Annotated in this window: 19 protein-coding genes; 8 read left to right on the top strand and 11 right to left on the bottom strand. The window is 65.9% G+C overall.

The annotated features are described in order from the left end of the window. Positions 1-26: 26 nt before the first annotated feature. From BBJ41_RS29610 to BBJ41_RS29600, 3 genes are all read right to left on the bottom strand, one after another. Complete coding sequence (locus BBJ41_RS29610) at positions 27-1,598, bottom strand: DUF3138 family protein (RefSeq protein ID WP_069749731.1); 1,572 nt, start codon at positions 1,596-1,598, stop codon at positions 27-29. A gap of 90 nt (positions 1,599-1,688) precedes the next feature. Beyond that, entirely contained in the window at positions 1,689-2,804 is a 1,116-nt protein-coding gene (locus BBJ41_RS29605; protein ID WP_069749730.1) for a polyamine ABC transporter substrate-binding protein, read from the bottom strand. Positions 2,805-3,018: 214 nt separating this feature from the next. After that, a complete protein-coding gene (locus BBJ41_RS29600) occupies positions 3,019-4,743 on the bottom strand; it encodes an amidohydrolase (RefSeq protein ID WP_069749729.1) in 1,725 nt (574 codons plus the stop codon). A gap of 238 nt (positions 4,744-4,981) precedes the next feature. Between BBJ41_RS29600 and BBJ41_RS29595 the strand changes: the two genes are divergently transcribed. Then, positions 4,982-5,818 carry a helix-turn-helix transcriptional regulator gene (locus BBJ41_RS29595; protein WP_069749728.1) on the top strand — a complete coding sequence of 279 codons (837 nt, stop codon included), beginning with the start codon at positions 4,982-4,984 and terminating at the stop codon, positions 5,816-5,818. Positions 5,819-5,833: 15 nt separating this feature from the next. On the opposite strand, the gene BBJ41_RS29590 is transcribed toward BBJ41_RS29595, so the two are convergent. From BBJ41_RS29590 to BBJ41_RS29575, 4 genes are all read right to left on the bottom strand, one after another. Then, on the bottom strand, positions 5,834-6,754 hold the full coding sequence (locus BBJ41_RS29590; RefSeq protein WP_069750429.1) for a LysR family transcriptional regulator: 921 nt from the start codon (positions 6,752-6,754) through the stop codon (positions 5,834-5,836). Between the two features lie 72 nt (positions 6,755-6,826). Next, on the bottom strand, positions 6,827-8,017 hold the full coding sequence (locus BBJ41_RS29585; protein WP_069749727.1) for an MFS transporter: 1,191 nt from the start codon (positions 8,015-8,017) through the stop codon (positions 6,827-6,829). A 97-nt stretch (positions 8,018-8,114) separates the two neighbouring features. Continuing rightward, positions 8,115-9,575, bottom strand: a complete 1,461-nt coding sequence (locus BBJ41_RS29580) for an NAD(P)/FAD-dependent oxidoreductase (protein ID WP_069749726.1) — start codon at positions 9,573-9,575, stop codon at positions 8,115-8,117. A gap of 144 nt (positions 9,576-9,719) precedes the next feature. Then, complete coding sequence (locus tag BBJ41_RS29575; RefSeq protein ID WP_069749725.1) at positions 9,720-10,064, bottom strand: cupin domain-containing protein; 345 nt, start codon at positions 10,062-10,064, stop codon at positions 9,720-9,722. A gap of 196 nt (positions 10,065-10,260) precedes the next feature. Between BBJ41_RS29575 and BBJ41_RS29570 the strand changes: the two genes are divergently transcribed. The 7 genes from BBJ41_RS29570 (at position 10,261) to BBJ41_RS29540 (ending at position 19,007) form a co-directional block, all read left to right on the top strand. Then, entirely contained in the window at positions 10,261-11,154 is an 894-nt protein-coding gene (locus BBJ41_RS29570; RefSeq protein WP_069749724.1) for a helix-turn-helix transcriptional regulator, read from the top strand. 151 nt (positions 11,155-11,305) lie between these two features. Then, positions 11,306-12,256: an agmatinase gene (gene speB / locus BBJ41_RS29565; RefSeq protein ID WP_069749723.1), complete on the top strand. Its 951-nt coding sequence runs from the start codon at positions 11,306-11,308 to the stop codon at positions 12,254-12,256. Between the two features lie 28 nt (positions 12,257-12,284). Beyond that, positions 12,285-13,766: an aldehyde dehydrogenase family protein gene (locus BBJ41_RS29560; RefSeq protein ID WP_069749722.1), complete on the top strand. Its 1,482-nt coding sequence runs from the start codon at positions 12,285-12,287 to the stop codon at positions 13,764-13,766. 370 nt (positions 13,767-14,136) lie between these two features. Then, on the top strand, positions 14,137-15,591 hold the full coding sequence (locus BBJ41_RS29555) for a hypothetical protein (protein ID WP_069749721.1): 1,455 nt from the start codon (positions 14,137-14,139) through the stop codon (positions 15,589-15,591). Positions 15,592-15,634: 43 nt separating this feature from the next. Next, the gene (locus BBJ41_RS29550; protein WP_167362223.1) at positions 15,635-16,849 is read left to right on the top strand and encodes a S1 family peptidase; all 1,215 of its coding nucleotides are present in this window, start codon (positions 15,635-15,637) and stop codon (positions 16,847-16,849) included. Positions 16,850-17,000: 151 nt separating this feature from the next. Continuing rightward, positions 17,001-17,540: a hypothetical protein gene (locus tag BBJ41_RS29545; protein ID WP_069749719.1), complete on the top strand. Its 540-nt coding sequence runs from the start codon at positions 17,001-17,003 to the stop codon at positions 17,538-17,540. 120 nt (positions 17,541-17,660) lie between these two features. Beyond that, complete coding sequence (locus BBJ41_RS29540) at positions 17,661-19,007, top strand: DUF2325 domain-containing protein (protein WP_069749718.1); 1,347 nt, start codon at positions 17,661-17,663, stop codon at positions 19,005-19,007. A 24-nt stretch (positions 19,008-19,031) separates the two neighbouring features. Here BBJ41_RS29540 and BBJ41_RS29535 read toward each other — a convergent pair whose 3' ends face one another. From BBJ41_RS29535 to BBJ41_RS29520, 4 genes are all read right to left on the bottom strand, one after another. Then, the gene (locus tag BBJ41_RS29535; RefSeq protein WP_048249146.1) at positions 19,032-19,355 is read right to left on the bottom strand and encodes a winged helix-turn-helix domain-containing protein; all 324 of its coding nucleotides are present in this window, start codon (positions 19,353-19,355) and stop codon (positions 19,032-19,034) included. A 120-nt stretch (positions 19,356-19,475) separates the two neighbouring features. Then, positions 19,476-19,976 carry a molybdopterin-dependent oxidoreductase gene (locus BBJ41_RS29530; protein WP_069749717.1) on the bottom strand — a complete coding sequence of 167 codons (501 nt, stop codon included), beginning with the start codon at positions 19,974-19,976 and terminating at the stop codon, positions 19,476-19,478. Positions 19,977-20,120: 144 nt separating this feature from the next. Further along, positions 20,121-20,888: a DeoR/GlpR family DNA-binding transcription regulator gene (locus tag BBJ41_RS29525; protein WP_069749716.1), complete on the bottom strand. Its 768-nt coding sequence runs from the start codon at positions 20,886-20,888 to the stop codon at positions 20,121-20,123. Between the two features lie 44 nt (positions 20,889-20,932). Beyond that, positions 20,933-21,613 (bottom strand): MgtC/SapB family protein, encoded by a 681-nt coding sequence (locus tag BBJ41_RS29520; protein WP_069749715.1) that lies wholly within the window; start codon positions 21,611-21,613, stop codon positions 20,933-20,935. Positions 21,614-21,622: the final 9 nt, after the last annotated feature.

Raw genomic sequence — 21,622 nt, 5'->3', positions numbered from 1 at the left:
TCGGCGCACCGCGCCGGTCGACGCGGTCAGAACGAGTAGATGAACTGCATCCCGGCCAGGTCGTTGCTGCGCGCGTACGTGCCGTTGCTCTTCAGGAACACTGGATGGTTCGCCGCGTCGTGGCGGTATTCGAGCTTCACGGTGATCTGCTGGGTCGGATAGAACAGCAGGTCGGCCGTGATCGCATAGCGTTGCGCGCCCTTGCACTCGGTGCCGTTCGTCGACGAGCCCTGGAAGCACGACGGATCGATGCCGAAGCCGCTCGACCCGTTCACCGACGGATTGCCGCCCGCGAGCCCGTACTGGATGTTCGTGCCGCCGCCGCCGTTCGCGGTATTGTTCAGGTAGTCGAAGCGCAGCGTCGCGCCCATGCGGCCGACCCACGACGTCGTCCACTTCGTGTGACCGAGCAGCGACATCCCGTACCAGCGCGCGGTGCCACCGTTCCAGGCGCCCTTCTGCAGTTCGCCGTAATCGACCTGCGCGTTGATCTGCGTCTTGTCGTGCGTATAGGTCATGTCGGCTTCCACGTACTTGTAGAGGCCGGTCGGCGACGAGCCGTTGCACTGGTAGCCGTAGCCGCCCGCCGTCGGGCACGGCGAGAACAGCGACTGCCGGCCGAGCATCGCGGAGATGCCGAAGTCGTAGGCGGTCGACGTCGCGTTGTCGAAGCGCGCGGTGATCGTCGGCGTCCAGTTGGTCTTCGTCGTGTTGTTCGCCGCGTTCGCGATCGCGCCGGCCGTGCGCAGCACCTCGTTGCCGATCACCACCTGCCAGAAGCGCGTCATCGCCGCGTTGTTGCCCTTCAGCCCGATGCCGACGAGGTTGCCCGGCTCGCTGAAGTCGTACAGCAGCCCGTGCGTGAGCGTCAGCATCTGGTTCGACGGCTGCACCTCGTAGCCCGCGAGGCTCGGCATCATCCCGACTTCGAAGGTGCGCGTCGTGCTGAGCGGCACGGTCACCAGGGCCTGCGTGATGATGTTGTTGCCGACGCCACCATGCGCGTTGCTGAACACGTTGCCGAAACCGCGGTTCGGCTGGATCACGATCTCCGCCGACGGCGCCATCGGGCCGACGCCGAAGGTCTTCTTGATGTCGAGGTAGACGTCGCCGATCGTGCTGTTGAAGTAGTCGTACGCACCCGGGTCGTGATTCAGGAACTGGAAGCCGGACGTGCGTTGCGCGCGGTTGAACAGGTACACGGGATCGACGTAGCCGGTGATGCTCAGGCCCGCGAGCGGGCCGGTCGTCGCGGCTTCCTGCAGCGAGTCGACCTTCAGCGACGCGTTCGAAATCTGTTCGCGCATCTGCTGCAGGTCGTCGTTGGTGAACGCGGGCGCCGAGTCGGACGCGGCAGCGCCCGCCGCCGTGTTGACGGAGCCGATCGGCACGCTGCCCGTTGCGGCAACGGTCGCCGTGCCGGGCCGCTTCGAGGCGATCATGCTCGCGCGCAGTTCGTTCACCTGCTGCTGCAGCGCGGTGACCTGCGCCTGCAGCGCCTTCATCCTGCTCGCGTCGGTCGTCTGCGGAGTATGCGCGAATGCCGAAGCCGCTTCGAACGCGAGCAGGCACAGCGCCGTCATGTGTTTGATTTTCATGTCGTGGGTGGTCGTCGGGACGAGCGCGCCCCCGCCCGCCGCGAAAAGCGGCGGGGCGCGCGAAAGATAGGCGGGAGTACGGGGGACGGCTTACTCGGTCTTCAGCTTCGTCCAGAGACGGTTCTGCAGACGCATCAGGTCAGGCGGGATCGGTTTGCTGAGGCTCAGCTTGCGGATGACGTCGGCCGGCGGAAACACGGCCGGATCGCTCGTCACCTCGGCGCGCACGAGGCGCTTCGACGACGGCACGGCCGACGGATACGACGTATCGTTGGTCAGGTTCGCGCTCTCTTTCTCTGACAGCACGAAGTTGACGAACTTCAACGCGGCGTCCGGATGCGGCGCATCCTTCGGGATCGCCATCATGTCGAACCACATCGCGCTGCCCTCGTTCGGTATCACGTACTTGATGTGATACGACTTCTTCGCGGAAGCGGCCGCGATGCGCGCCGAGTTCACGTCGCCCGACCAGCCGAGCGCGAGGCAGATGTCGCCGCCCGCGAGATCGTTGATGTAGCTGCTCGAATTGAACTGCGTGATGTACGGCCGCACCGATTTCAGCAGCTCGTACGCGGCCTGGTAGTCGGCCGGGTTCGTCGTGTTCGCGTCCTTCTTCAGGTAGACCAGCGCCATCCCGAACGCATCGACCGGCGAATCGAGCACCGACACGCCGCAGCCTTTCAGCTTCTGCGCGTATTTCGGGTCGAACAACAGCGCCCAGCTGTCGAGCGGCGCGTCGTTGCCGAGCGCGGCCTTGACCTTCTCGACGTTCATCCCGAGGCCATCCGTGCCCCACGTCCACGGAATGCCGAACTGGTTGCCCGGATCGTCCTTCGACAGCACCTTCATGATTTCCGGATCGAGCAGCCCGTAGTTCGGCACCTGGCTCTTGTCGATCTTGCGGAAGATGCCGGCCTGCAGCTGGCGCGCCCAGAAGATGTCGGACGGCACGACGACGTCGTAGCCCGACGTGCCCGACAGCAGCTTCGCCTGCAGCGTCTCGTTCGAATCGAACTCCTGGTAGACAACCTTGATGCCGGTCGCCTTCTCGAAGTTCGCGATCGTCGCCTTGCCGATCGAGTTGCCCCAGTTGTACACGTTGACGACGTCCGCCGCGTGCGCGACGGGCGCGCCCGCCCAGACGAGGCCGCCCAGCGCGAGCGCCGCGCATGCCGTTTTCAGATGATGTTTCCAGTCCCCTGCCATATTTTCCTCCGTCGATATCATGATCCGTTCGCGCCGAACGGTGTTTGCTTCGGTCAGGAAAAATGTAGCCAGAGGAAATTGGCCGGTCTGCCCTGCCAATAGGGGGACACGCCGCACAATCGGCGCATCCGGTGCGCGCCGGATGCGCCGGCCGGCCCAAAACGGAAGCATTCCGAAAGTTTCGTCAACGCTTCGTCAGCCGGCATGCGGTCGATCAGCGTGCGCCGATGCCCGTGCGCGCGCGAAAATCGTCGCCGACGTGCGTGATGTCGCCGTCCATCATCGTCAGCGCGACGTCGATGCGGCCGATATCGTACTGGCCGACTTCGAACAGGTCGTTCTCGAGCACGACAAGGTCCGCGCGCTTGCCGGGCGTCAGCGAGCCGATCTCGTGCTCCATCCCGAGCTGGTACGCGCCGTGGATCGTGTACGCGGCGATCAGCTGCGGAATGCTCAGGCGCTCGGCGATGTCCGGGAACACCGCCGCATCGGGCTCGCCCGCGAGCTGGCGCGTATGGCCCGACTCGATGTGTTCGAGCGGCTTGTGCTGGCAGCGGCACTGGCACGCGAGGCCGTCCATGCCGATCGACACCGTCACGCCTTCGTCGAGGAACGTGCGGAACTTGTACATGTTGCTCCAGCGCTCGTGGCCGTAGTGGTCGCGCAATTGCTCGGTGTACGCGTCGACCACGCCCCATTGCAGCTGCGTGTTCGCCATCACGCCCGCGCGGCGGAAACGCGGGATATCGTCCGGATGCGTGAGGAACGCGTGCGTGATCACGTGGCGACGGTCGCGCGGCGGGTTCGCGCGGTTGACCTCGTCGAAGCCGTCGAGCGCCATCCGCACGGCCGCGTCGCCGACGCAATGCACCATCACGTTCGCGTTCGCGCGATCGGCCTCGACGAGATAGCGGTTGAACGTGTCGGCCGGCATCGTCGGTGCGCCGCAGGTGTCGGGGCGATCCGCGTACGGTTCGAGCAGGTACGCGGTGTGGTTCGCCTCGGTGCCGTCGAGGAACAGCTTCAGCGCGCGCGCCTTCACGAGCGGCGAATCGTATTGCTCGCGATACCGGACGAGCGTGCCGACCGGATCGTCGATCTCGCCGATCACCGCGACGCTGCCGACCACGCGCAGCTTCAGGTCGCCCGCCCGCTCCATCGTCTGCAGCGTCTCGTACAGCAGCGACTGGTCGCCGCTCGGGTCGAAGAACCCCGCGTCGAACACGGTCGTCACGCCAGCCGCGCACAGCTTCTTCTGCCACGGCGGAATCGATTTCAGGTACAGGTCGATGCCGGTCGGCAGCAGGCCGGCCGCGCTGATCCGCTGCATCAGCAGCGAATACGCGGCGCCGTCGACGATGAGCCCGGTCGGCTCGCCCGTCACCGCGTCCTTCTCGAACCAGCTCGCGCCTTCCTGCACGGGCGGCGTCGACGCATCGATGCCGGCGATCTCCAGCGCCTTCGAGTTCACCCACATCGTATGGAAGTCGGTCGACAGCAGGCACACGGGGCGATCCGCGCAGATCGCGTCGAGCGTCTCCTTGCGCAGCAGCGCCGGCGGGATCGTCGCCTGCACCCAGCCCATCCCGGTGATCGCCGGCTCGTCCGGATGCGTGTCGACGTACGCGCGCAGCGCGGCGAGCACCTTCTGCGGGTCCTCGTAGTTCACGAACGCCTGGAACGCGAACGCGGTCGTCTCGAAGTGCCAGTGCGACTCGACGAAGCCCGGCAGCACGAGCCGGCCTGCCGCGTCGACGACCTTCGTCTGCGCACCGATGTAAGCCTGCACGGCCGCCGTGTCGCCGACATGGACGATCCGGCCGTCGCGCACGGCGACGGCCTGTGCCCACGGCTTGTGCGGATCGACGGTATAGACCTTCGCGTTGGTCAGAACGAAATCCGCCGGCGTCGCGGCGGTCTGCGTCGGTTGAATCTGCATTGCCTGTCCTTTCTGGTCATCGGGTTTTCGAAGCGCTTTCACTATAGGCAGACGATTCGCACGGGTCTGCCCCCCCGACGCAGGGGCTTTCGCGAATTCCGGCGGCGCAGGCACGCGGCGTGTCGTCGTTTTGGGGACAACGCCCGAAATCCGTGCCCCTGATCCGGTCATTCCCCGGCTGACGCGCGCGCGGCGTTCGCGTAACGTCGCGCTGTCCCTTGACCGCTCCCGCCCGACCATGCGAATTCTCCAGCCCGACCCGGCCGCCCGTGGCCACTACCTGATCGGCGTCCGCCCCGATACGCTCGGCTCGACGTTGCGCGCGGTCGGCACGCCGGGCTTCGTCGGCGCGGTGACCGAATTCGTCAACGACAGCATCGATGCCGACGCCGTGCATCTCGAGCGCTGGCGCGCCGACACGGGCAGCACGTCGGGCCACGTGGTCGAATGGCTCGGCAGCGGCAGCCTGCGCTTCGCGGCCGATACGCTGCGCGTGATGGACCTCTACTACCAGGACTACTGTCACGCCGATCCGCTGGTCGCGCCGCTGCGCGGCCAGGCCGGCACGCTGCTGGTGCAGCGTCATGTCGACGGCATCGCGCAAGGCGAATTCCGCCGCCGGATCTTCGATGAGCCCGGTATCGCGCAGGAGTGCCTGCTCGTGCACGGCAACGCGCACGTGCAGTACGCGCTCGGCCTCGCGCGCACCGTCGGGCGGGCCGCGTTCACGACGGACGAGCTGTTCCATTTCCGGCAGATGGTCGATCTGCTGTTCCCGATGTTCGAACTGCATGCGCGCACCTGCGCGGCGCGGCGCGTGACGTCGGGATCGGGGTCGGCGAATGCCGCGTCGCAGGCCGGTTTCGACGCGCGTCTCGAACGGCAGGACGTGCAGCTGTCGCGCCGCGAGCACGAGATCTGCCGGCTGATGCTGTGCGGGCGCTCGGTGCCCGAGGCCGCGCAGCAGCTCGACGTGAAGCTGTCGACGGCCGAGTCGTACGTGAAGCGCGCCTTCGCGAAGCTCGGCGTGCGCACGCGCCGCGAGCTGTTCGACTGGGTGCTTGTCGACTGCTGAGCCGGCGCCGCGCGCTTACGCCGCCAGCGCAACCGCCTTGATGTTGAAGGCGCGCAGCAGGTCCTCGCAGAACGCGTCGACGATCGGCTTGTCGCTCGTGCTGCGCTTCATCGCGAGGTGCAGCGGCACGTCGAAGCTGAAGGTCGAACGGCCGACCGCCTTCACGAGCCCGCGCTGCTCGAACGGCTCCGCGTAATGCGCGGGCAGGTAGCCGAGATGGCCGCCCGACAGGATCAGGATCGTTGCGGCCTCGATGCTGTCCGCGCTCGCGGTCACGCGCCGCTCGGGCAGCGGATACTGCTCCTCCGGCACCGGATAGGTGCGCCACACCCAGTCGTGCGCCTGCAGGTCGTCGGCCGACACCGGGCGCGACGCATGAAACAGCGGATGCCCGCGCCCGCAGTAGATCACCTGCTGCTCGGTGAACAGCGGCGTGTACAGCAGGCCCGGCACGCGATGCCAGAAATAGCCGATCGCGAGATCGAGCTGGTTGTTGACGAGGCTTTCTTCGAGTTCCTGCGGTGACGCGACCTTCATCGAGAACGTGACGGCCTGGTCGCGCTTGCGAAACGCGCCGATCGCTTCGGCCAGGCGCGCATTCTCGACGAGCGGCGCCTGCCCGATCAGGCCGATCGACAGCGTGCCGACCAGCTTGCGGTCGATGTCGCGCACGCGCGCGACGAATTCGGACGTCGCCGCGACGAGCGTGCGCGCGGTCGCCGCGAAGCGTTCGCCCTTCGACGTGAGGCGAAAGCCGCCGCGGCCGCGATCGCACAGCTTGAAGCCGACGCGCGCTTCGAGCGCCGACAGCTGCGTGCTGATGGTCGACTGCCGCACGCCGAGCGACGCCTCGGCGGCCGTGATGCCGCGTGCGTCGACGACGGCCAGGAAGACCCGGATGAGCCGGAGATCGAGATCGGAAGTATTCGAGAACATGCTGAGCGCCGCCTTCGCCGATGAACCGAACCGGACGCGCACCGCCATCGGCAGCGGCGCGCGCCGCATCCGTCAATCAGGTGTCGCCGCGAGCGCGCGTTCCATGCCGAACACGGCCGGCCGCAGCCGCCCGTAGCACAGGAACGCCACCGCACACAGCACGATCGCCGCAATCAGCGCCGACTGCGTGCCCGCGTTCTCGATCAGCGAGCCACCCGCGACCGAACCGACGCCGTAGCCGAGCGCGACGCAGCCCGGCGACAGCGCGGCCGACTTGCCGATCAGGTCGTACTGCGGGATCGTCGCGTAGATCAGCAACGCGCCGCCCGTCCAGCAGCCGATGAACACGACCGCGCCGAGCGCGAACGTCGCGACCGACGCCGGCATCGCGAGCAGCACGGCCGCGACCGCGCAGCCGCCGAGATTCACGAGCGTCCAGCGGCGCAGGCCCGCACCGGCGCCGAGCTTCGGCATCGCCGCGCAGATCACGAGGCTCGCGACGTTCGCGACGCCGAGCACGAGCGACACCGACTTGCCGCTCAGGCCCGCATCGGTGCCGATCTTCTCGAGGAAGGTCCACACGACGCCGACGCCGCCGTACAGCGCGAGCTGCGCGCACAGCACGAGCATCGCGCCGCGGCGATCGATGCTGCCGGCGATGCCGGCGGGCGTCGGCGCGGCCAGCGTCTCGCCGCGGCGAAACAGCGGCGTCGCGAGCACGAACACGCCGAGCACGCACGCGACGAAGCCGAACACGCCGTGCGCGCCCCATGCGCCGCTCAGCATCGGGAAGATGTACGCGAGCAGCACCATGCTCCACATCACCTGCCCCATCAGCATCATCCCGAGATTGCGTTCCGGCGCGCGCGAATACGACAGGTAGCGCAGCGCGATGCCGTTCAGCCCGCCCGAACCGACGCCCGCGATGAACTGCAGCGCCGAATAAGCCACAAGCCCGTGCGTCGCGAGCGTGCCGAGATTCGCGCCGGCCGCGAGCGTCACCGCGCCCGCGAGCACGAGCCGGACCGGCTGGCGGCCGAGCACGAACGCGACGAGCAGCGTGCCCGTCGATTCGCCGAGCACCTCGACGAAGCTGGACAGGCCCAGCGCCGCTTCGCCGAAGCCCCAATGGCGCTCGACCTGCCCGACGATCGCGGGCAGGCCGAGAAATACCGTCGGCCCGAGTATGCCGAGCAGCAGCATCACGACGACGAACAGCGCGCTTTCCTGTCGCGCTTCATCCTGCAGGTTGACTACGTTCATCCGGTGTCTCTCCCCGTGTCCGCCAGGCGGACCGTCCCCTTGCGGGATTCTGGTGTGTCTTGCATGCAGGCGGCCCGGCGCCGGGCCGCCGCGTCATTTACATCGGGAAGCCCATCGCCTTGAGGCCGCTGATCCACGCGCGTTTCCAGCCGCCTTCGGCATCCGCGCCGTCGAACGCATGGAACGTGATCTTCGCGGCGACCCAGCGCATCGGCTCCGGCGGGATGTAGCTCGGGCTCTGGTTCGCGATGTCGAGCTTGCGCTCGGGGCTGTCGCGATCGAACAGGATGTTCAGCCCCATGAACGCGCCGAACCGGCTCGCCGCGACGCCGAAGCCCGTATAGCCGGCGACGAACACGGCCTTGTCGCCGAGATAACGCTTCGCGAACACCGAGCCGCGCGAGCAGTAGTCGATCGGGCCGCCCCACGCATGCGAGAAGCGCACGTCGCTCAGTTGCGGGAAGGTGCGGTAGAACGCCTCCGCGAGCCGGTAGTAGGTTTCGCGCTGGCCGTCCTGGTGCGGCTCCGGATCGCCGTCGAAGTGATAGCTCACCAGGCCGCCGAAGATGATGTTGTTGTTCTTCGTCAGGCGGAAATAGTTGAGCTGCGTGCGCGTGTCGTACACGCCCTGACGATTCTTCCAGCCGATCCGTGCGAGCTGCTCGTCAGTGAGCGGCTCGGTCGCGAGCACGTGGTCGCGCACCTGCATCACGCGGCGGTTGATGTCGGGAATCCCGACCTTCGCGGTGCCGCTGCCGAACACGACGCGCGGCGCGCGCACGCTGCCCTTCGGCGTCTTCACGACCACCGTGCTGCCTTCGTCGGTCACGGTCGTGAGCGGCGTGTGCTCGTACAGCTTCACGCCGAGCGACAGCGCCGCGCGCTTCAGCCCCCACGCGAGCTTCGCCGGATGCACGATCCCGCTGCGGTTGCGCGACCACAGCGCGCCCGCGAACATCGGCGAATTCAGCTGTGCGAGCGTTTCCTCTCGGTTCAGCAGCACGACGTCGTGGCCGTATTCGCGATGCAGGTCGTAATCGCCCTTCAGGTGCGCGATGTGCTCGGGATCGACCGCCACCGTCATCTCGCCGTTCCATTCGATGTCGGCGTCGATGTCGTAGCGCTTCAGCGTCTCCTCGAACCCGTCGAGGTTGTGATGGCCGAATTCCTCGAGCTGCGCGATGTCGTTCGGGAACACGCGTACCGCGTTCGGCAGCCCGTGCATCACCGACGTCGAGATGATCCCGCCCGCGCGGCCCGATGCGCCGTGCGCAACCTTGCCGGCCTCGATCAGCACCACGTTCAGGTGCGGCATCTGTTCCTTCGCCTGCACGGCCGACCACAGCCCCGTGAAGCCGCCGCCGACGATCAGCAGGTCGGCCGTCACGTCGCCGACGAGTTCCGGCTCGGTTGCCGGCGCGGCCGGGTTGTCGAGCCAGTACGGGAACAGCTTCGTGTTCGCGAGCGCCGCTTCGGCGCCCAGCGCGACCGGCGCGCCACGCATTGCGTGCGCCTCTACCGGCGCGGTCTGTTTTGCTTCGTTGACTTCCATTTCCATGATCCCAGCCATCCCGCGCGATCGCGGTCATCCTGCCGCGCCGCGATGCACGCGCGACGGACTTCGCTTGCGGTCGATCGAAAACGAAACCGCCGCCGGGCTCGCGTCACACGGACGACGGCGCCACGGCGGCGATTTCTCACATCACGACTTTTCGAGCAGCACGTAGAACTTCTTCGCGTCCTCGATCGTCTCCCAGCGGCCCGCGAAGCCGGCCGGCAGCAGATAGCCCTGGCCCGGCGTGAATTCCTTGCGGTTGCCTTCGACGTCGGTCAGCGCGATCCGGCCCTCGACGAGCCACACGGCTTCGTCGGCTGCGGTTTCGGGAAACTCCACCGAGCCGACCTTGCCTTCCCACCAGCCGATGATGTAGTTGCCGCTCTTGCCTTCGGCCGCGCGCCAGTCGCTTTCGTCCATGCCGAAGTCGAGCTTCGTGAATTCGCCCATGCCTGCGCCCAGCGGCAGGATGTCCTTGATCAGTTTGGTCATCTGAATCTTTCGTCTCGTGATTGAAAAAAGCAGAGACAAAGTTACTCATTTACACTGCCCCGGTATGCCCCCCTTCGGGGGGACAAGCCGTGTTTTGCGGGGCAAACGGGTCGGCAGGACACCCGACGGTGTTTCCCCCTACTGACGTTTTTCGTTGCAAACGCTAGAATCCGGCCGCCTTAGACCGGGGAACCGCATGCTGCTCAACGTGAACCCCTTCCACCGCGACAACGACCGTTTCAACGTGTCGTTCAAGTCGCTCGGCGAGCTGATCGAGACGGTCGGCACGCCGCATTTCGTGCCGCGCCTCACGCAATTGCTCAACGAAGTGGTGCCGCTCGACGTCGCGCACGTCGAACGCTCGCGCGTCGACGGCACGATGCCCACCGGCTACCGATGCGAATGGATCGGCAGCAGCGGCATCGGCGCGGCAAGCGCCGACGTGTCCGACGTGATGACGCTCTACTACGAGCGCTTTCTCGACAGCGACCCGCTGTTCGCGGGGCTGCGCGGCAAGACGGGCACGATGCTCGTCGTGCGCGACATCGCGGCGATCCCGCCGGGCGAATTCCGCCAGCGATTGTTCGACGACGTGCATATCGGGCACGAATGCGTGCTCGCGCGCGGCACGCGCTATTCGCAGCATTCGATCGCGCTCGAGCGCGGCCGCGACCGGCCGCCGTTTACGCTCGCGGAGATGAACCGCTTTCGCAGCATCAGCGACGTGCTGTTCCCGCTGCTCGAACTGCACGCATCGACCACGGCCGCGCGGCGCATCGCGCACCCGACGCCCGAAGTCCATCCGCTCGCGCAATTCGATGCGCGAATCGCCGCCGACGGCGTGAAGCTGTCGAAGCGCGAATACGAAACCTGCAAGCACCTGCTCTCCGGCAAGACCGTGCCGGAAACGGCCGACATCCTCGGCGTGCGCGTCGCGTCGGCCGAGTCGTACGTGAAGCGCGCATTCGCGAAGCTCGGCGTGCGCACGAAGCGTGAACTCGCCGCGTGGGGCTCGGCAACCGTGGCCTTCCCTGCCGCCGGATCGCCCGACGGCGTCCCGCCGCCGGGCCGGCCCGCGATCTCCGGCTGACGCGGCCGCCTTCGGTTGCGCCGCGTCGATGCGGCAGCGCCGCTCGCATCGAAACCCGTCGATGTAAACGTTGCGACTTCAAAATCTTCGCGCGTACGTTCTCCTCTACCATCGGCCGATCGCTTTACACCAGACAAGAGGAGACGGTCCCATGCCCCGCGAACTCAACCAGCCGATGGGCGGCAACGAGATGCCGCGCTTTGGCGGCATCGCCACGATGATGCGCCTGCCGCAGGCCGACACGACCGACGGCCTCGACGTGTGCTTCGTCGGCGTGCCGCTCGACCTCGGCACGTCGAACCGCTCGGGTTCGCGCTTCGGCCCGCGCCAGATCCGCACCGAATCCGTGCTGCTGCGCCCGTACAACATGGCCACGCGCGCCGCGCCGTTCGACTCGCTGCAGGTTGCCGATATCGGCGACGTCGCGACCAACCCGTACGACCTGAAGGATTCGGTGCGCCGCATCGAGCAAGCGTACGACGCGATCGTCTCGAACGGCTGCCGGCCGATCACGCTCGGCGGCGACCACACGATCGCGTGGCCGATCCTGCGCGCGCTGCACAAGAAGTACGGCCAGGTCGCCGTCGTGCACGTCGACGCGCACGCGGACGTGAACGACACGATGTTCGGCGAGAAGATCGCGCACGGCACGCCGTTCCGCCGCGCGGTGGAAGACGGCCTGCTGCAATGCGACAAGGTCACGCAGATCGGCTTGCGCGGCACCGGCTACCACGCGGAAGATTTCGACTGGTGCCGCCAGCAGGGCTTCACCGTCGTGCAGGCGGAAGAATGCTGGAACAAGTCGCTCGCGCCGCTGATGGCGCAGGTGCGCGAACGCGTCGGCGATACGCCGGTTTATCTGAGCTTCGACATCGACGGTCTCGATCCGTCGTTCGCACCCGGTACCGGCACGCCGGAAATCGGCGGCCTCACCGTGCAGCAGGGCCTCGAAATCGTGCGCGGGATGAAGGGCTTGAACATCGTCGGCGCGGATCTCGTCGAAGTGTCGCCGCCGTACGACCCGACCGGCACCACCGCGCTCACGGGCGCGAACCTCGCCTTCGAGATGCTCTGCGTGATGCCGGGCGTCGCCTACCGCTAACCCGATCGACACCGACAGGATGACCCTCATGTCCACCGCCGAGCTTTCCCCTTCCGCCACGACGTTCGTGCTGCCCGCCGCGCGCATCGCCGGCCAGCCGGTGCGCACGCATTCCGATGAAGCCGGTGCGCCGATCTTCAACGCGTCGACCGGCCCGACGATCGGCTGGCAGGAATTCGCGACGGCCGCGCACGTCGATGCGGCAGTCCGCGCCGCGCGCGACGCCTTCGCCGGCTGGCGCGACACGCCGCCCGCCGAGCGCGGCCGCGTACTCGCGCAGATCGCCGCGCGCGTCGAAGCCGAACGCGAGCGCCTCGCGGCGCTGCAGATGCAGGTGAGCGGCAAGCCGCCGTTCGAGGCCGAAGCCGACGTCGGCGACGTCGCCGCGACGTTCGCGTACTACGCGAAGCTGTGCGAAGACCCGGCGTTGTTCGCGGCCGAGCCCGTCGCGCTGCCGAGCGACGCCGTCACGGCCGAGCGCTTCCACGACGCGGTCGGTGTCGCCGCGCTGATCATGCCGTGGAACTTCCCGATGGTCACGACCGCATGGAAGCTCGCGCCCGCGCTCGCGGCCGGCTGCGCGGTCGTGCTGAAGCCGTCCGAGCTCACGTCGCCGACCGAGCATGCGTTGCTCGACATCATCATCGAAGCCGGCGTACCGGCCGGTGTCGTCAACGTCGTGAACGGCGGCGCCGAAACCGGCGCGGCGCTGACCGCGCATCCGCTGATCGACAAGATCTCGTTTACCGGCAGCACGGCGGCCGGCCGCAAGGTGATGCAGGCCGCGGCCGAAGACATGAAACGCGTGACGCTCGAGCTCGGCGGCAAGTCGTCGCTGATCGTGCGCGAGGACGCCGATCTCGACGTCGCCGTCTCGCTCGCGGTCGCGGGCGCGTTCACGAACGCAGGCCAGATGTGCTCGGCCACCGCGCGCATCCTCGTGCACGACAGCGTCTTCCGCAGCTTCATGGCCGCGTTCGAGACGGCCGTGCGCGCGCTCGTCGTCGCGCCGCCAGCGGCGGAGCAGGTCGCGATGGGGCCGCTGATCTCGGCCGCGCAGCGCACGCGCGTCGAAGCGATGCTCGAGCACGGCATCGAGGCGGGGGCGCGCGTCGCGTTCAGCGGCCGTGTCGCGGATGCCGGCGGCGAAGGCTTCTTCATGGCGCCGGTCGTGATCGCCGAACCGGCCGCCGACAACCCGCTGTGGACCGACGAAGTGTTCGGCCCCGTCGCATGCGTGAAATCGTTCCGCACCGACGACGAAGCGATCGCACTCGCGAACGACACGCGCTACGGGCTCGTCGCGACCGTCGTGACGCGCGACGCAGCCATCGCGAAGCAGTACCAGCAGCGCGTGCGCGCCGGGCTCGTGTGGATCAACGCGCCGCAGCTGATCTACCCGCACGTGTGCTGGGGCGGCTTCGGGCTCAGCGGGATCGGCCGCGAGCTCGGCGTCGCGGGGCTGCGCAGCTATCAGGAACTGCGCCACGCGATGCACGCAATCGACTGACCAGAGCGGCCGTTCAGGCCGTTGGCGACACCGTGCCTCGGCGCGGTGTCGTTTTTTTTTGCAGGAATGCGAGCCGGCAACGAGGTTGTCGTTGTGAACTGTGGAACCGGTGCCTCGCATTAACTCTCAGAGCCGAATAGATCGCCGCCCCCCCTCGGGGCAGTCTGCATTTGAAAACGAAACGTCGTTGACATATCGACGTAATCGAATGATTTTCAGCACGAATTCAATGATCTGAACAATCGTGCCGGTGCGTTCCTCGATCCACGTTCGCCATTGTCGCTTGCATCCCCGGCGGCTATCACCTATCAATCAAGCTGCAAGAAGACAAATAAAGCCAAGTCAGTCATAGGCACGTTCGGGGGTAGTCATGTCCATCACAAAACTGACGGTCGCTCTGGCGACGGTGTTCCTGTACCCACTCGCTTGCGCACAAGGGCTCGAAACACGGGCCACCTGGATGGAACAGTGCCCAAGCGAACCGCGCGTCAGTGGCAACGGCAATCGTATATTGCCGATCGTGGCAGCACTTATCCCTTATGCCATCAGTGCCGGTATCGATTACGCCAGCGCCGCCCTGACGAAGGCTGTAAGCGACAAAGCAGAAACGAGCTCCGCCAGCGTCGACGACCATCTCTATGAAATCGATGCCACCGGCGGGCTATATCCTTCAAAGACAATCCAGTGTCTCGTCGTCATTCGAGGCATTTTTGACGGCACACAAAGTGCACCCGAATTTGCGACGTGGGCGACCGGAAGTTTGGCCGGACTGCAAACTCCGTACTTCAGATTCGAAGCGAAACTGATCAACAGCGACAACGACAAAGGCGTATATCGGTTACAGCCAATCTATGCAGAGAGTCTGAGAGCGGAGAGTCGCTCGATGTTTGCTTCGTCTCGACGCGACTACAACGTTTCGGTGACACTGACGCAATTCTCGTCATCCACCCCGTTCGCATCGACGACATTCACCATGACCGTCGAATCGCCGGGTCCCGATGGGAAACTCGGCGCCGATGTGCTCAAGCGGCTAGTCAGCGGCCCGATAACCATTCCCTCGTCATCTTCCGATATCACGGCAGAGCGCAAGAAACGCGAGAAAAAGACCGCTCGGGAAATCATTGCCGCCACCATTCTCGATGCCGACTGGGAATCACGACGCCCCAAGACGGATCCTCGGCCTGACGAATTCTCTCGACCTGAAGTACAGCATGCACTGCACGCGTATTGCGCCAATATTCAGAACAAGAACAAGACCCTTGCCGCCGATCACAAGTACTACGACGAGCGTTGCATCCACGACCTCGCCACGGAGAGTGCGGGTCTTGACACGACTATCGACAAGGCACTGATCAGCCAAGAATCCGTGGCGTGGGCTACCAAGGTCTGTCCGAGCTATCAGGTGACAGCCGACAACAGGCTATCCGGGTGCAAACTGACAACCAACCTCACGCCAGTCGGCTTGTTTTTCTCCAATGTGACCTTGACCGAAACTCGCCATGGCGCCGCGTGGGCAAAGGTGTTTGCCAAGGCAATTGAGGACTCCAAGGAAACGATCAAATCGTCGGCTAAATCCTTGCTCCCGTCCGAACAGGAAAAAGCTCGCCAGACTGCCCAAGATACCGCCCGGCAGAATGCGCAAGGCGTCATGCTGGCCGATCTGGTCGTCCAAAACGCGCAAGAATCACTGGACCAACTTGTCGCTTCCCAGGCGCCGCGCGCCGATATAACGACGGCGAGAATTGCACTGCTCAAGGCCAAGATCAGCCGCAACGATGCGTATCGAAAAGCAGGACTTCCCCTTCCCGATCCTGAAGTAGGCTGAATCTACCGGATATTCGAGGATATCGTCCATGTACGCGAGACACATGATTCTGGTCGCGTGGGCCGGGCTAACGGTACTTGCCGCCACCAATGTATGCGTCGGTGCCGACAATAAAACGATCGTCCAGACACCAGTTGTCGGCCAGGGCTTCGCCGATGCCCAGAAAAAAGCCGCAAGCGCCGCGAACGCCTACGCGTCCACGCTGGCGAAGAAGGGGACTCCGACGTATACCGCCGAGCTTCGAAGAGCACTGACGCTGGCCTATCCGACGAGCATTCTGTCATCACCCAAGGCGATAAACGAATTTTCGAGCTATCTCAGGAATAATTCGAAAGACCTGTCGGAAGCGACGCCACAGCAATTGCATGCGTCGATCGTCGATATCGTCGGAGGCACACCCGTCGACGGTGATGATCGACCATTGCCCCCGCGCCCGTCCATTCCGACCGTGACCAAAGTCGATCGCGATCCGCGATTTGCCCGCAATTTCCTGGCTTTATTGTCCGAATCGCATGACCGCGTCTACGGCGGCCTCCCCACCAAACAATTCCCCAATACGGTTGCCCTGTCGGGAAAAGGACTATGCACCGGCGTCGTGGTTGGCAAAAATGCCGTCCTGACCGCCCAACACTGCATCTGTGACGGGGCGACCGAATCTGTATTCGTTGGAGCCGACATGCTCGGCAACGGCGATGAATACAAAGTCAAGTCGACAGCAGTCATGAAAGCATGCGGCTCACCGAAAGCAAGCATGGCCGACGTCGGCATCATCTTCACGGAGAACGCATTTCGGGATCCAGTCGAACCGGCCAAGATGGCATCACCGACTCAAATCGATCGCGCAACGACGCTGCGGGCCGTCGGCTTCGGACGCACGGAAGACAATGTCAGCGGCCGCAAGATGATGGTCGATCTTCCAGTCGCATCGCCGAATTGCACAGGCGTCGTTCAAATACCAGGCGGCTCTGCGAGCGACACGATCTACTACGGATGCAATGCCCATTTCGAATTGGTCGCGGGCCAACCCTTGCTTGGCAAGGACACATGCAATGGCGACAGCGGCGGTCCTCTGTTCGTGGAAGACAAAGACCCAACAACCGGAGCCAAGACGTTCAGTCTCGCCGCCATTACGTCCCGGGCGGTCGAAACACCCGGCATGGCCGCTTGCGGTGATGGCGGCATCTACGTTCGAGTAGACAGCGCTGTCCGGTCCTGGATCGATACACAACTGAAACCCGTCGCCGTCGGAACGCGCTAGTCACCGAATTGCTCTCCCGTTATCGGGACTCGCGCGTCATTCGTCGTCCACCTTCTCATTCACCACAACTCCTCCTAATTCGGCGTCGGTCGACCACGTTATCGATATATTCCGTAGAATATATCGACACCTGCACACCCGGAGAAACGCCATGGCCCGCACGCCGACGGATCGCCCCCCGCTGCGCGCCGCACGGGAACAGCCGCTGATCCGCAAGATCAGCGCGCTCAAGCCGTTGTCGAGCGACGCACGCGCGCAGCAGGTCACGGATGTCGTCGATGCGTTCCGGCGCCTGCGCGGCAGCGTCGTGCGCTTCATCCGGATGTTCTCGGCCGCGCGCGATGCGATCGCGCCGGACGATGCGCTGTCCACGATGGGCTTTCGCGAGCTGCTGTCGACGCTCGAAACCGCCGCGCGCGCCGCCCGCTTCACACGCCTGCCCGATCTCGAACAGGCGATCGCGCACGCGCACCGCCTCGAACGCACGCGCGACGACGTGTTCTCCGAATCGTTCAGCAACGACCCGGTGGCGATGCGCGACACGGTCGCCGCGCTGGAGCGCGTCGACGTACTGTTCGTCGGGCTGTGCGTCGAGTACGTGATGGCGCGCCACGCGCCGGCATCGCGCCCTGTTTCGACTGCGGCCCCGGCCGCACTGCCGCGCAACGACTGTTCCACCGTGCTCTGCTAACCGCCTCGCCCCGCCTGGCTCGGTGATTTCCCCGGAATTTCACCCGTTATATTCCGTGGTATATTTCGCGAATCTTTCGCGCATCCGTCTCCGGTCCGACAGTGCCGGATAGAGGTCAACATGCACGCTCCGCCCTTTCGCCTTGCCCGTACGGCAGGCCTTTCGTCGCCCGGCGGCCATCCGGCCGCGGCAACCGGCGCGCGGGTCGACGCATGCTGCGCGCCGTCGCGCGCGCAACTGGCCGAACTGAAGCGCCGCGCACGCCTGTCCGAACTCGATGCGAACCTGCACTGCTCGATCATCGGCACCTGCCTGACCACGCACGAACTGCGCAAGCTCGTACCGAAATTCACCGATCTCGACCGCCAGCGCTCGACCGACCTGGAAATCCATCACGCTGCCGTCGAGCTTGCGATCGAAGGCGCCGCCGGCGGCAAGGCGTTGCACAAGGCGCTCGACGAACGCTATGCGGGTGCGATACGCGCGTTCGACGGCGCGAAGGATGCGGACGAGCTCCTCGCGCGCTGGAAGGAAGCCCTGAAGAACGGCGACATTCCGCCCGCATACTGGGCGCTGATGACGCATCCGCGCACGACGATGGGCGTGCGCCAGGTCGCGTTCGGCGATCTGCACATGCTGTCGCACCTGGTCGGCTCGGCCAATCGCGCCGATATCCGGCGGCTGGTCGCGCTGGAGGAAGAGAATACGGCACTGCACGCGAAAGTCGAACGACAGCAGGCGCGCCTGCAGGAGATGAGCGCGCAGCGTGACGCGGCACTGAAAGAGCTGGATGCGATCAACGCGCGCCAGAGCGCGCAGCCGCTGGCCGCCGAAAGCGTGTTGCGCAACGAAGTGCACGAACTGCGCGAAGCGCTGGCCGCGCGCGACGAACGTCTCGCGCTTCACACGAGCCGTCGCGAGGCAGCCGAACAGCGGATCGCCGCCGAACAGGCGAGCGCCCGCGCGATGCGCGCGCGGCTCGACGACCTGATGGCGATGGTGAAGACGCTGCGCGCCGAAGCGAGCGCGATCGAACAGGCGGTGCAGGCATCGACCGACGATCCGGCCGAGCAGACGGTGGACACACTGTCGATGCTTCGGCACCGGCGGCTCGTCTATGTCGGCGGGCGGCCCGGTTCGAACCGCGCGATCCGCCGGATCGTCGAGACGGCGGGCGGCGAGGTCACGATGCACGACGGCGGCATCGAGGATCGCAAGGGCCTGCTGGCCGCGGCGTTACCGGGCGCGCACATGGTCGTGTTCCCGGTCGACTGCATCGATCACGATTCGGTGAACCTGCTCAAGCGCATCTGCGAACGCCATCACATCGCGTACTACCCGCTGCGGACCGCCAGCGTCGCCAGTTTCGTCGAACTGATCGGGCGGCTCGATGCGCAGGCGCGCGATGTCGTTGCACCGGAGGCCGCCGCGGGCGACCCGTCGCGCTTTTGCCTGCGGCACGGGTAGGCACGCATCAGCCTGAAGAAGCCTTCAGCGGCGCACCATTTTCGTGAGCGCGGCGATCTCGTCCGCGCAGGCCGCATACGCGCGTTCCTCGATCCCGCGATAGAGGCGGATGATCTCCTCGCCGACCGGCGTCAGCACGCTGCCGCCGCCGCTCTGCCCGCCATGCTCCGACACCGTCGCCGGTGACTTCAGCGAGCGGTTCAGCTCGTCCATCAGCAGCCACGCGCGCCGGTACGACATCTTCATGCTGCGCGCCGCCGCCGAAATCGAACCATGCTCGCGCACGGCCTCCAGCAACGCGACCTTGCCCGGGCCGAGCGCGATCGTGTCGGCCTGCTGGATACGCATCCTGAAGCGCGCCTCTGGCTTGGGGAGTGCCGAAGTCTTCATGTTGTCCCGCCGTTTGAACGATGCGGGCAAGCATACACGATGGCCGGCGCGGCGAACGCCGTCGGCACGCGCGCCGGCTCAGACCTCGAGCACGCGCGCGACGATGCCGGCCAGCCGCTTCACGTGGCGCGGCGCGGGCAGGAGGTCGGCGCCGGAGAACAGCAGCGGCGCGCCGTCGTCGAGCGACAGCGGCGCATCGCCACATTCGAACGCGACGATCACGCGCTCGCCAATCGGCGTATTGAACAGTTCGTGCCATGAGAACGTGACCGCATAGCCGTCGTGCGCATGCGCGATGAACACCATGCGCTTGAAGTCGCCCGGCTCGGCGTTGTGCAGCCCGGCTGCTTCGATCAGGTCCTTCAGCCGCGCGCCGCGATACGGCGCGACCGAACGGATAAAACGGTTCGTCGTGAAGCAGCGCAGGTCGAACGGCTCGGCCGTCGCGCTCGCGTATTGGCGCAGATCGTCGAGCGTGACCGTCATCGGCCGCACGAATGCGCCCGTCAGCGTGATCGAGCCCGCCGCCGTGTGATGCGCCTGATGCGCCGAAGGCGCCGCCGTCCCTGCCATCTCCATCGCCCGCCTCCGTGACGGCGCCGCCGGCTGGCGCGCCTTCGCTGTATCGGCGGATATATTACGACGGGAAACCGCCGACGGGCAGAACACACGCCGCATGGGCGGCATAACGACAGCAGAGCGCCCGCCCGGCGCGTGCCTGCATCACGACAGCACGATGTTCTTCACGACCTTCCTGATGCTCTTGAAGCTGTCGACCGACTCCGCCTTCTGGTCCGTCACCAGCGTGCCGATCCGCGCCGGCTCGCAGAAGCTGATCCGGCTGTTCGTGCCGAGCTTGCTGAAATCGGCCAGGATCGCCACGTCCGCCGCGTTGCTCACCATCGCGCGCGCCACCTCGGTTTCCATCCGGTCGAAATTGGTCGCGCCCCGCACATGATCGACGCCGACCGGCGACAGCAGCGCGAGATCGGCGCGGTAGCGGAAGATTTCCGCGATCGTGCCGTCGCCGACCGTCGCGGCCGCGCGGCTGCCGATCATCCCGCCGAGCAGGATCGTTTCGTTCTTCGCCTGCGACGGGTCGCTCGAACGCATCTTCAACGCGACGTCGATCGAATTCGTAACGATCGTGAGACCCGACAGCTTCGCGAGTTCTTCGGCCAGCAGCGTGGTGGTCGTGCCCGCGTCGATGAACAGCGTCTGCGAGCCCGTGACCAGCCTGGCCGCCGCGCGAGCGATCGCCAGCTTCGCCTTGACGTGCGTCTGCGCGCGCTCGGCGATCGGCGCTTCGTCGCCCACCTGCACCGCGCCGCCGTGCACGCGCTTCAATTCCCCCATCGCCTCGAGGTCGACGAGATCGCGGCGCACGGTTTCCCGCGACACGTTCAGGTCGGCCATGATCCGGTCGGTGGAAACGCGCTGCATCTTCGATAGCAGAAGCCGGATTCTCTGATATCGCTCTTCTTGCCACATGAAATGTCCTCGGAGTGAACGTCAATGTTATTCGAACGGAAGTGTTACGCCGCGCTCTCCTCCATCTTTTTGATGCCGCCGAGGGTCTGCAGGGATTGACGGACGGCCTGGAATTCGGCGCTCGTCATCTTCGAAAACACGACATGGATGCGATCGTCGTCCGGTGCGGCGTCGTCCTGTTCGATGATGAACTGGACGATGCGCGCCTGATCGATGCCGGGCATCGCCTGCAGCGACGTCAGCTTCACGGCGCCGCGGCTCGCGAGAATGCGCACGCCCCAGCGCTGCCGCGTGGCGAAGAAGCGTTTCTCGATCGGCTTCAGCCCGGCGAGGATCGCCAGCACGATCGCCGTCGCGGCGATCGCGGCCACGTACATGCCGCCGCCCACGGCCAGCCCGACCGCCGCGACGACCCACAGGCTCGCCGCGGTCGTCAGGCCGCGGATGATCTCGCCGCGCAACATGATCGATCCCGCGCCGAGAAAGCCGATGCCCGACACGACCTGTGCGGCGACCCGCGACGGGTCCAGCGACACGTTCTTCGCGTCCTGGATATCCGCGAAGCCGAACGCCGACACGACCATCACGAGCGCCGCGCCCACGGCCACCAGCATGTGCGTGCGCAGGCCGGCCGCCCACGACAGCCGTTCGCGCTCGATGCCGACGATGCTGCCGAGCAATGCCGCCAACAACAGGCGGGAAATGATTTCCAGCTGACTGATCATCCGGGTTCT

This window comes from Burkholderia stabilis (assembly GCF_001742165.1).
Taxonomy (GTDB): domain Bacteria; phylum Pseudomonadota; class Gammaproteobacteria; order Burkholderiales; family Burkholderiaceae; genus Burkholderia; species Burkholderia stabilis.
The sequence above is the reverse complement of the archived record's forward strand: the minus strand, read 5'-3'. Positions and strand labels throughout refer to the sequence as shown.

Excerpts from the sequence above, each read along its gene's own strand:
- BBJ41_RS29525 (WP_069749716.1), bottom strand. The coding sequence starts at position 20,888 with ATGTGGCAAGAAGAGCGATATCAGAGAATCCGGCTTCTGCTATCGAAG.
- BBJ41_RS29530 (WP_069749717.1), bottom strand. The coding sequence starts at position 19,976 with ATGGAGATGGCAGGGACGGCGGCGCCTTCGGCGCATCAGGCGCATCAC.
- BBJ41_RS29580 (WP_069749726.1), bottom strand. The coding sequence starts at position 9,575 with ATGGAAATGGAAGTCAACGAAGCAAAACAGACCGCGCCGGTAGAGGCG.
- BBJ41_RS29570 (WP_069749724.1), top strand. The coding sequence starts at position 10,261 with ATGCTGCTCAACGTGAACCCCTTCCACCGCGACAACGACCGTTTCAAC.
- BBJ41_RS29610 (WP_069749731.1), bottom strand. The coding sequence starts at position 1,598 with ATGAAAATCAAACACATGACGGCGCTGTGCCTGCTCGCGTTCGAAGCG.
- BBJ41_RS29600 (WP_069749729.1), bottom strand. The coding sequence starts at position 4,743 with ATGCAGATTCAACCGACGCAGACCGCCGCGACGCCGGCGGATTTCGTT.
- BBJ41_RS29535 (WP_048249146.1), bottom strand. The coding sequence starts at position 19,355 with ATGCGTATCCAGCAGGCCGACACGATCGCGCTCGGCCCGGGCAAGGTC.
- BBJ41_RS29545 (WP_069749719.1), top strand. The coding sequence starts at position 17,001 with ATGGCCCGCACGCCGACGGATCGCCCCCCGCTGCGCGCCGCACGGGAA.
- BBJ41_RS29550 (WP_167362223.1), top strand. The coding sequence starts at position 15,635 with ATGATTCTGGTCGCGTGGGCCGGGCTAACGGTACTTGCCGCCACCAAT.
- BBJ41_RS29585 (WP_069749727.1), bottom strand. The coding sequence starts at position 8,017 with ATGAACGTAGTCAACCTGCAGGATGAAGCGCGACAGGAAAGCGCGCTG.
- BBJ41_RS29605 (WP_069749730.1), bottom strand. The coding sequence starts at position 2,804 with ATGGCAGGGGACTGGAAACATCATCTGAAAACGGCATGCGCGGCGCTC.
- BBJ41_RS29540 (WP_069749718.1), top strand. The coding sequence starts at position 17,661 with ATGCACGCTCCGCCCTTTCGCCTTGCCCGTACGGCAGGCCTTTCGTCG.
- BBJ41_RS29590 (WP_069750429.1), bottom strand. The coding sequence starts at position 6,754 with ATGTTCTCGAATACTTCCGATCTCGATCTCCGGCTCATCCGGGTCTTC.
- speB (WP_069749723.1), top strand. The coding sequence starts at position 11,306 with ATGCCCCGCGAACTCAACCAGCCGATGGGCGGCAACGAGATGCCGCGC.
- BBJ41_RS29595 (WP_069749728.1), top strand. The coding sequence starts at position 4,982 with ATGCGAATTCTCCAGCCCGACCCGGCCGCCCGTGGCCACTACCTGATC.
- BBJ41_RS29520 (WP_069749715.1), bottom strand. The coding sequence starts at position 21,613 with ATGATCAGTCAGCTGGAAATCATTTCCCGCCTGTTGTTGGCGGCATTG.
- BBJ41_RS29555 (WP_069749721.1), top strand. The coding sequence starts at position 14,137 with ATGTCCATCACAAAACTGACGGTCGCTCTGGCGACGGTGTTCCTGTAC.
- BBJ41_RS29560 (WP_069749722.1), top strand. The coding sequence starts at position 12,285 with ATGTCCACCGCCGAGCTTTCCCCTTCCGCCACGACGTTCGTGCTGCCC.
- BBJ41_RS29575 (WP_069749725.1), bottom strand. The coding sequence starts at position 10,064 with ATGACCAAACTGATCAAGGACATCCTGCCGCTGGGCGCAGGCATGGGC.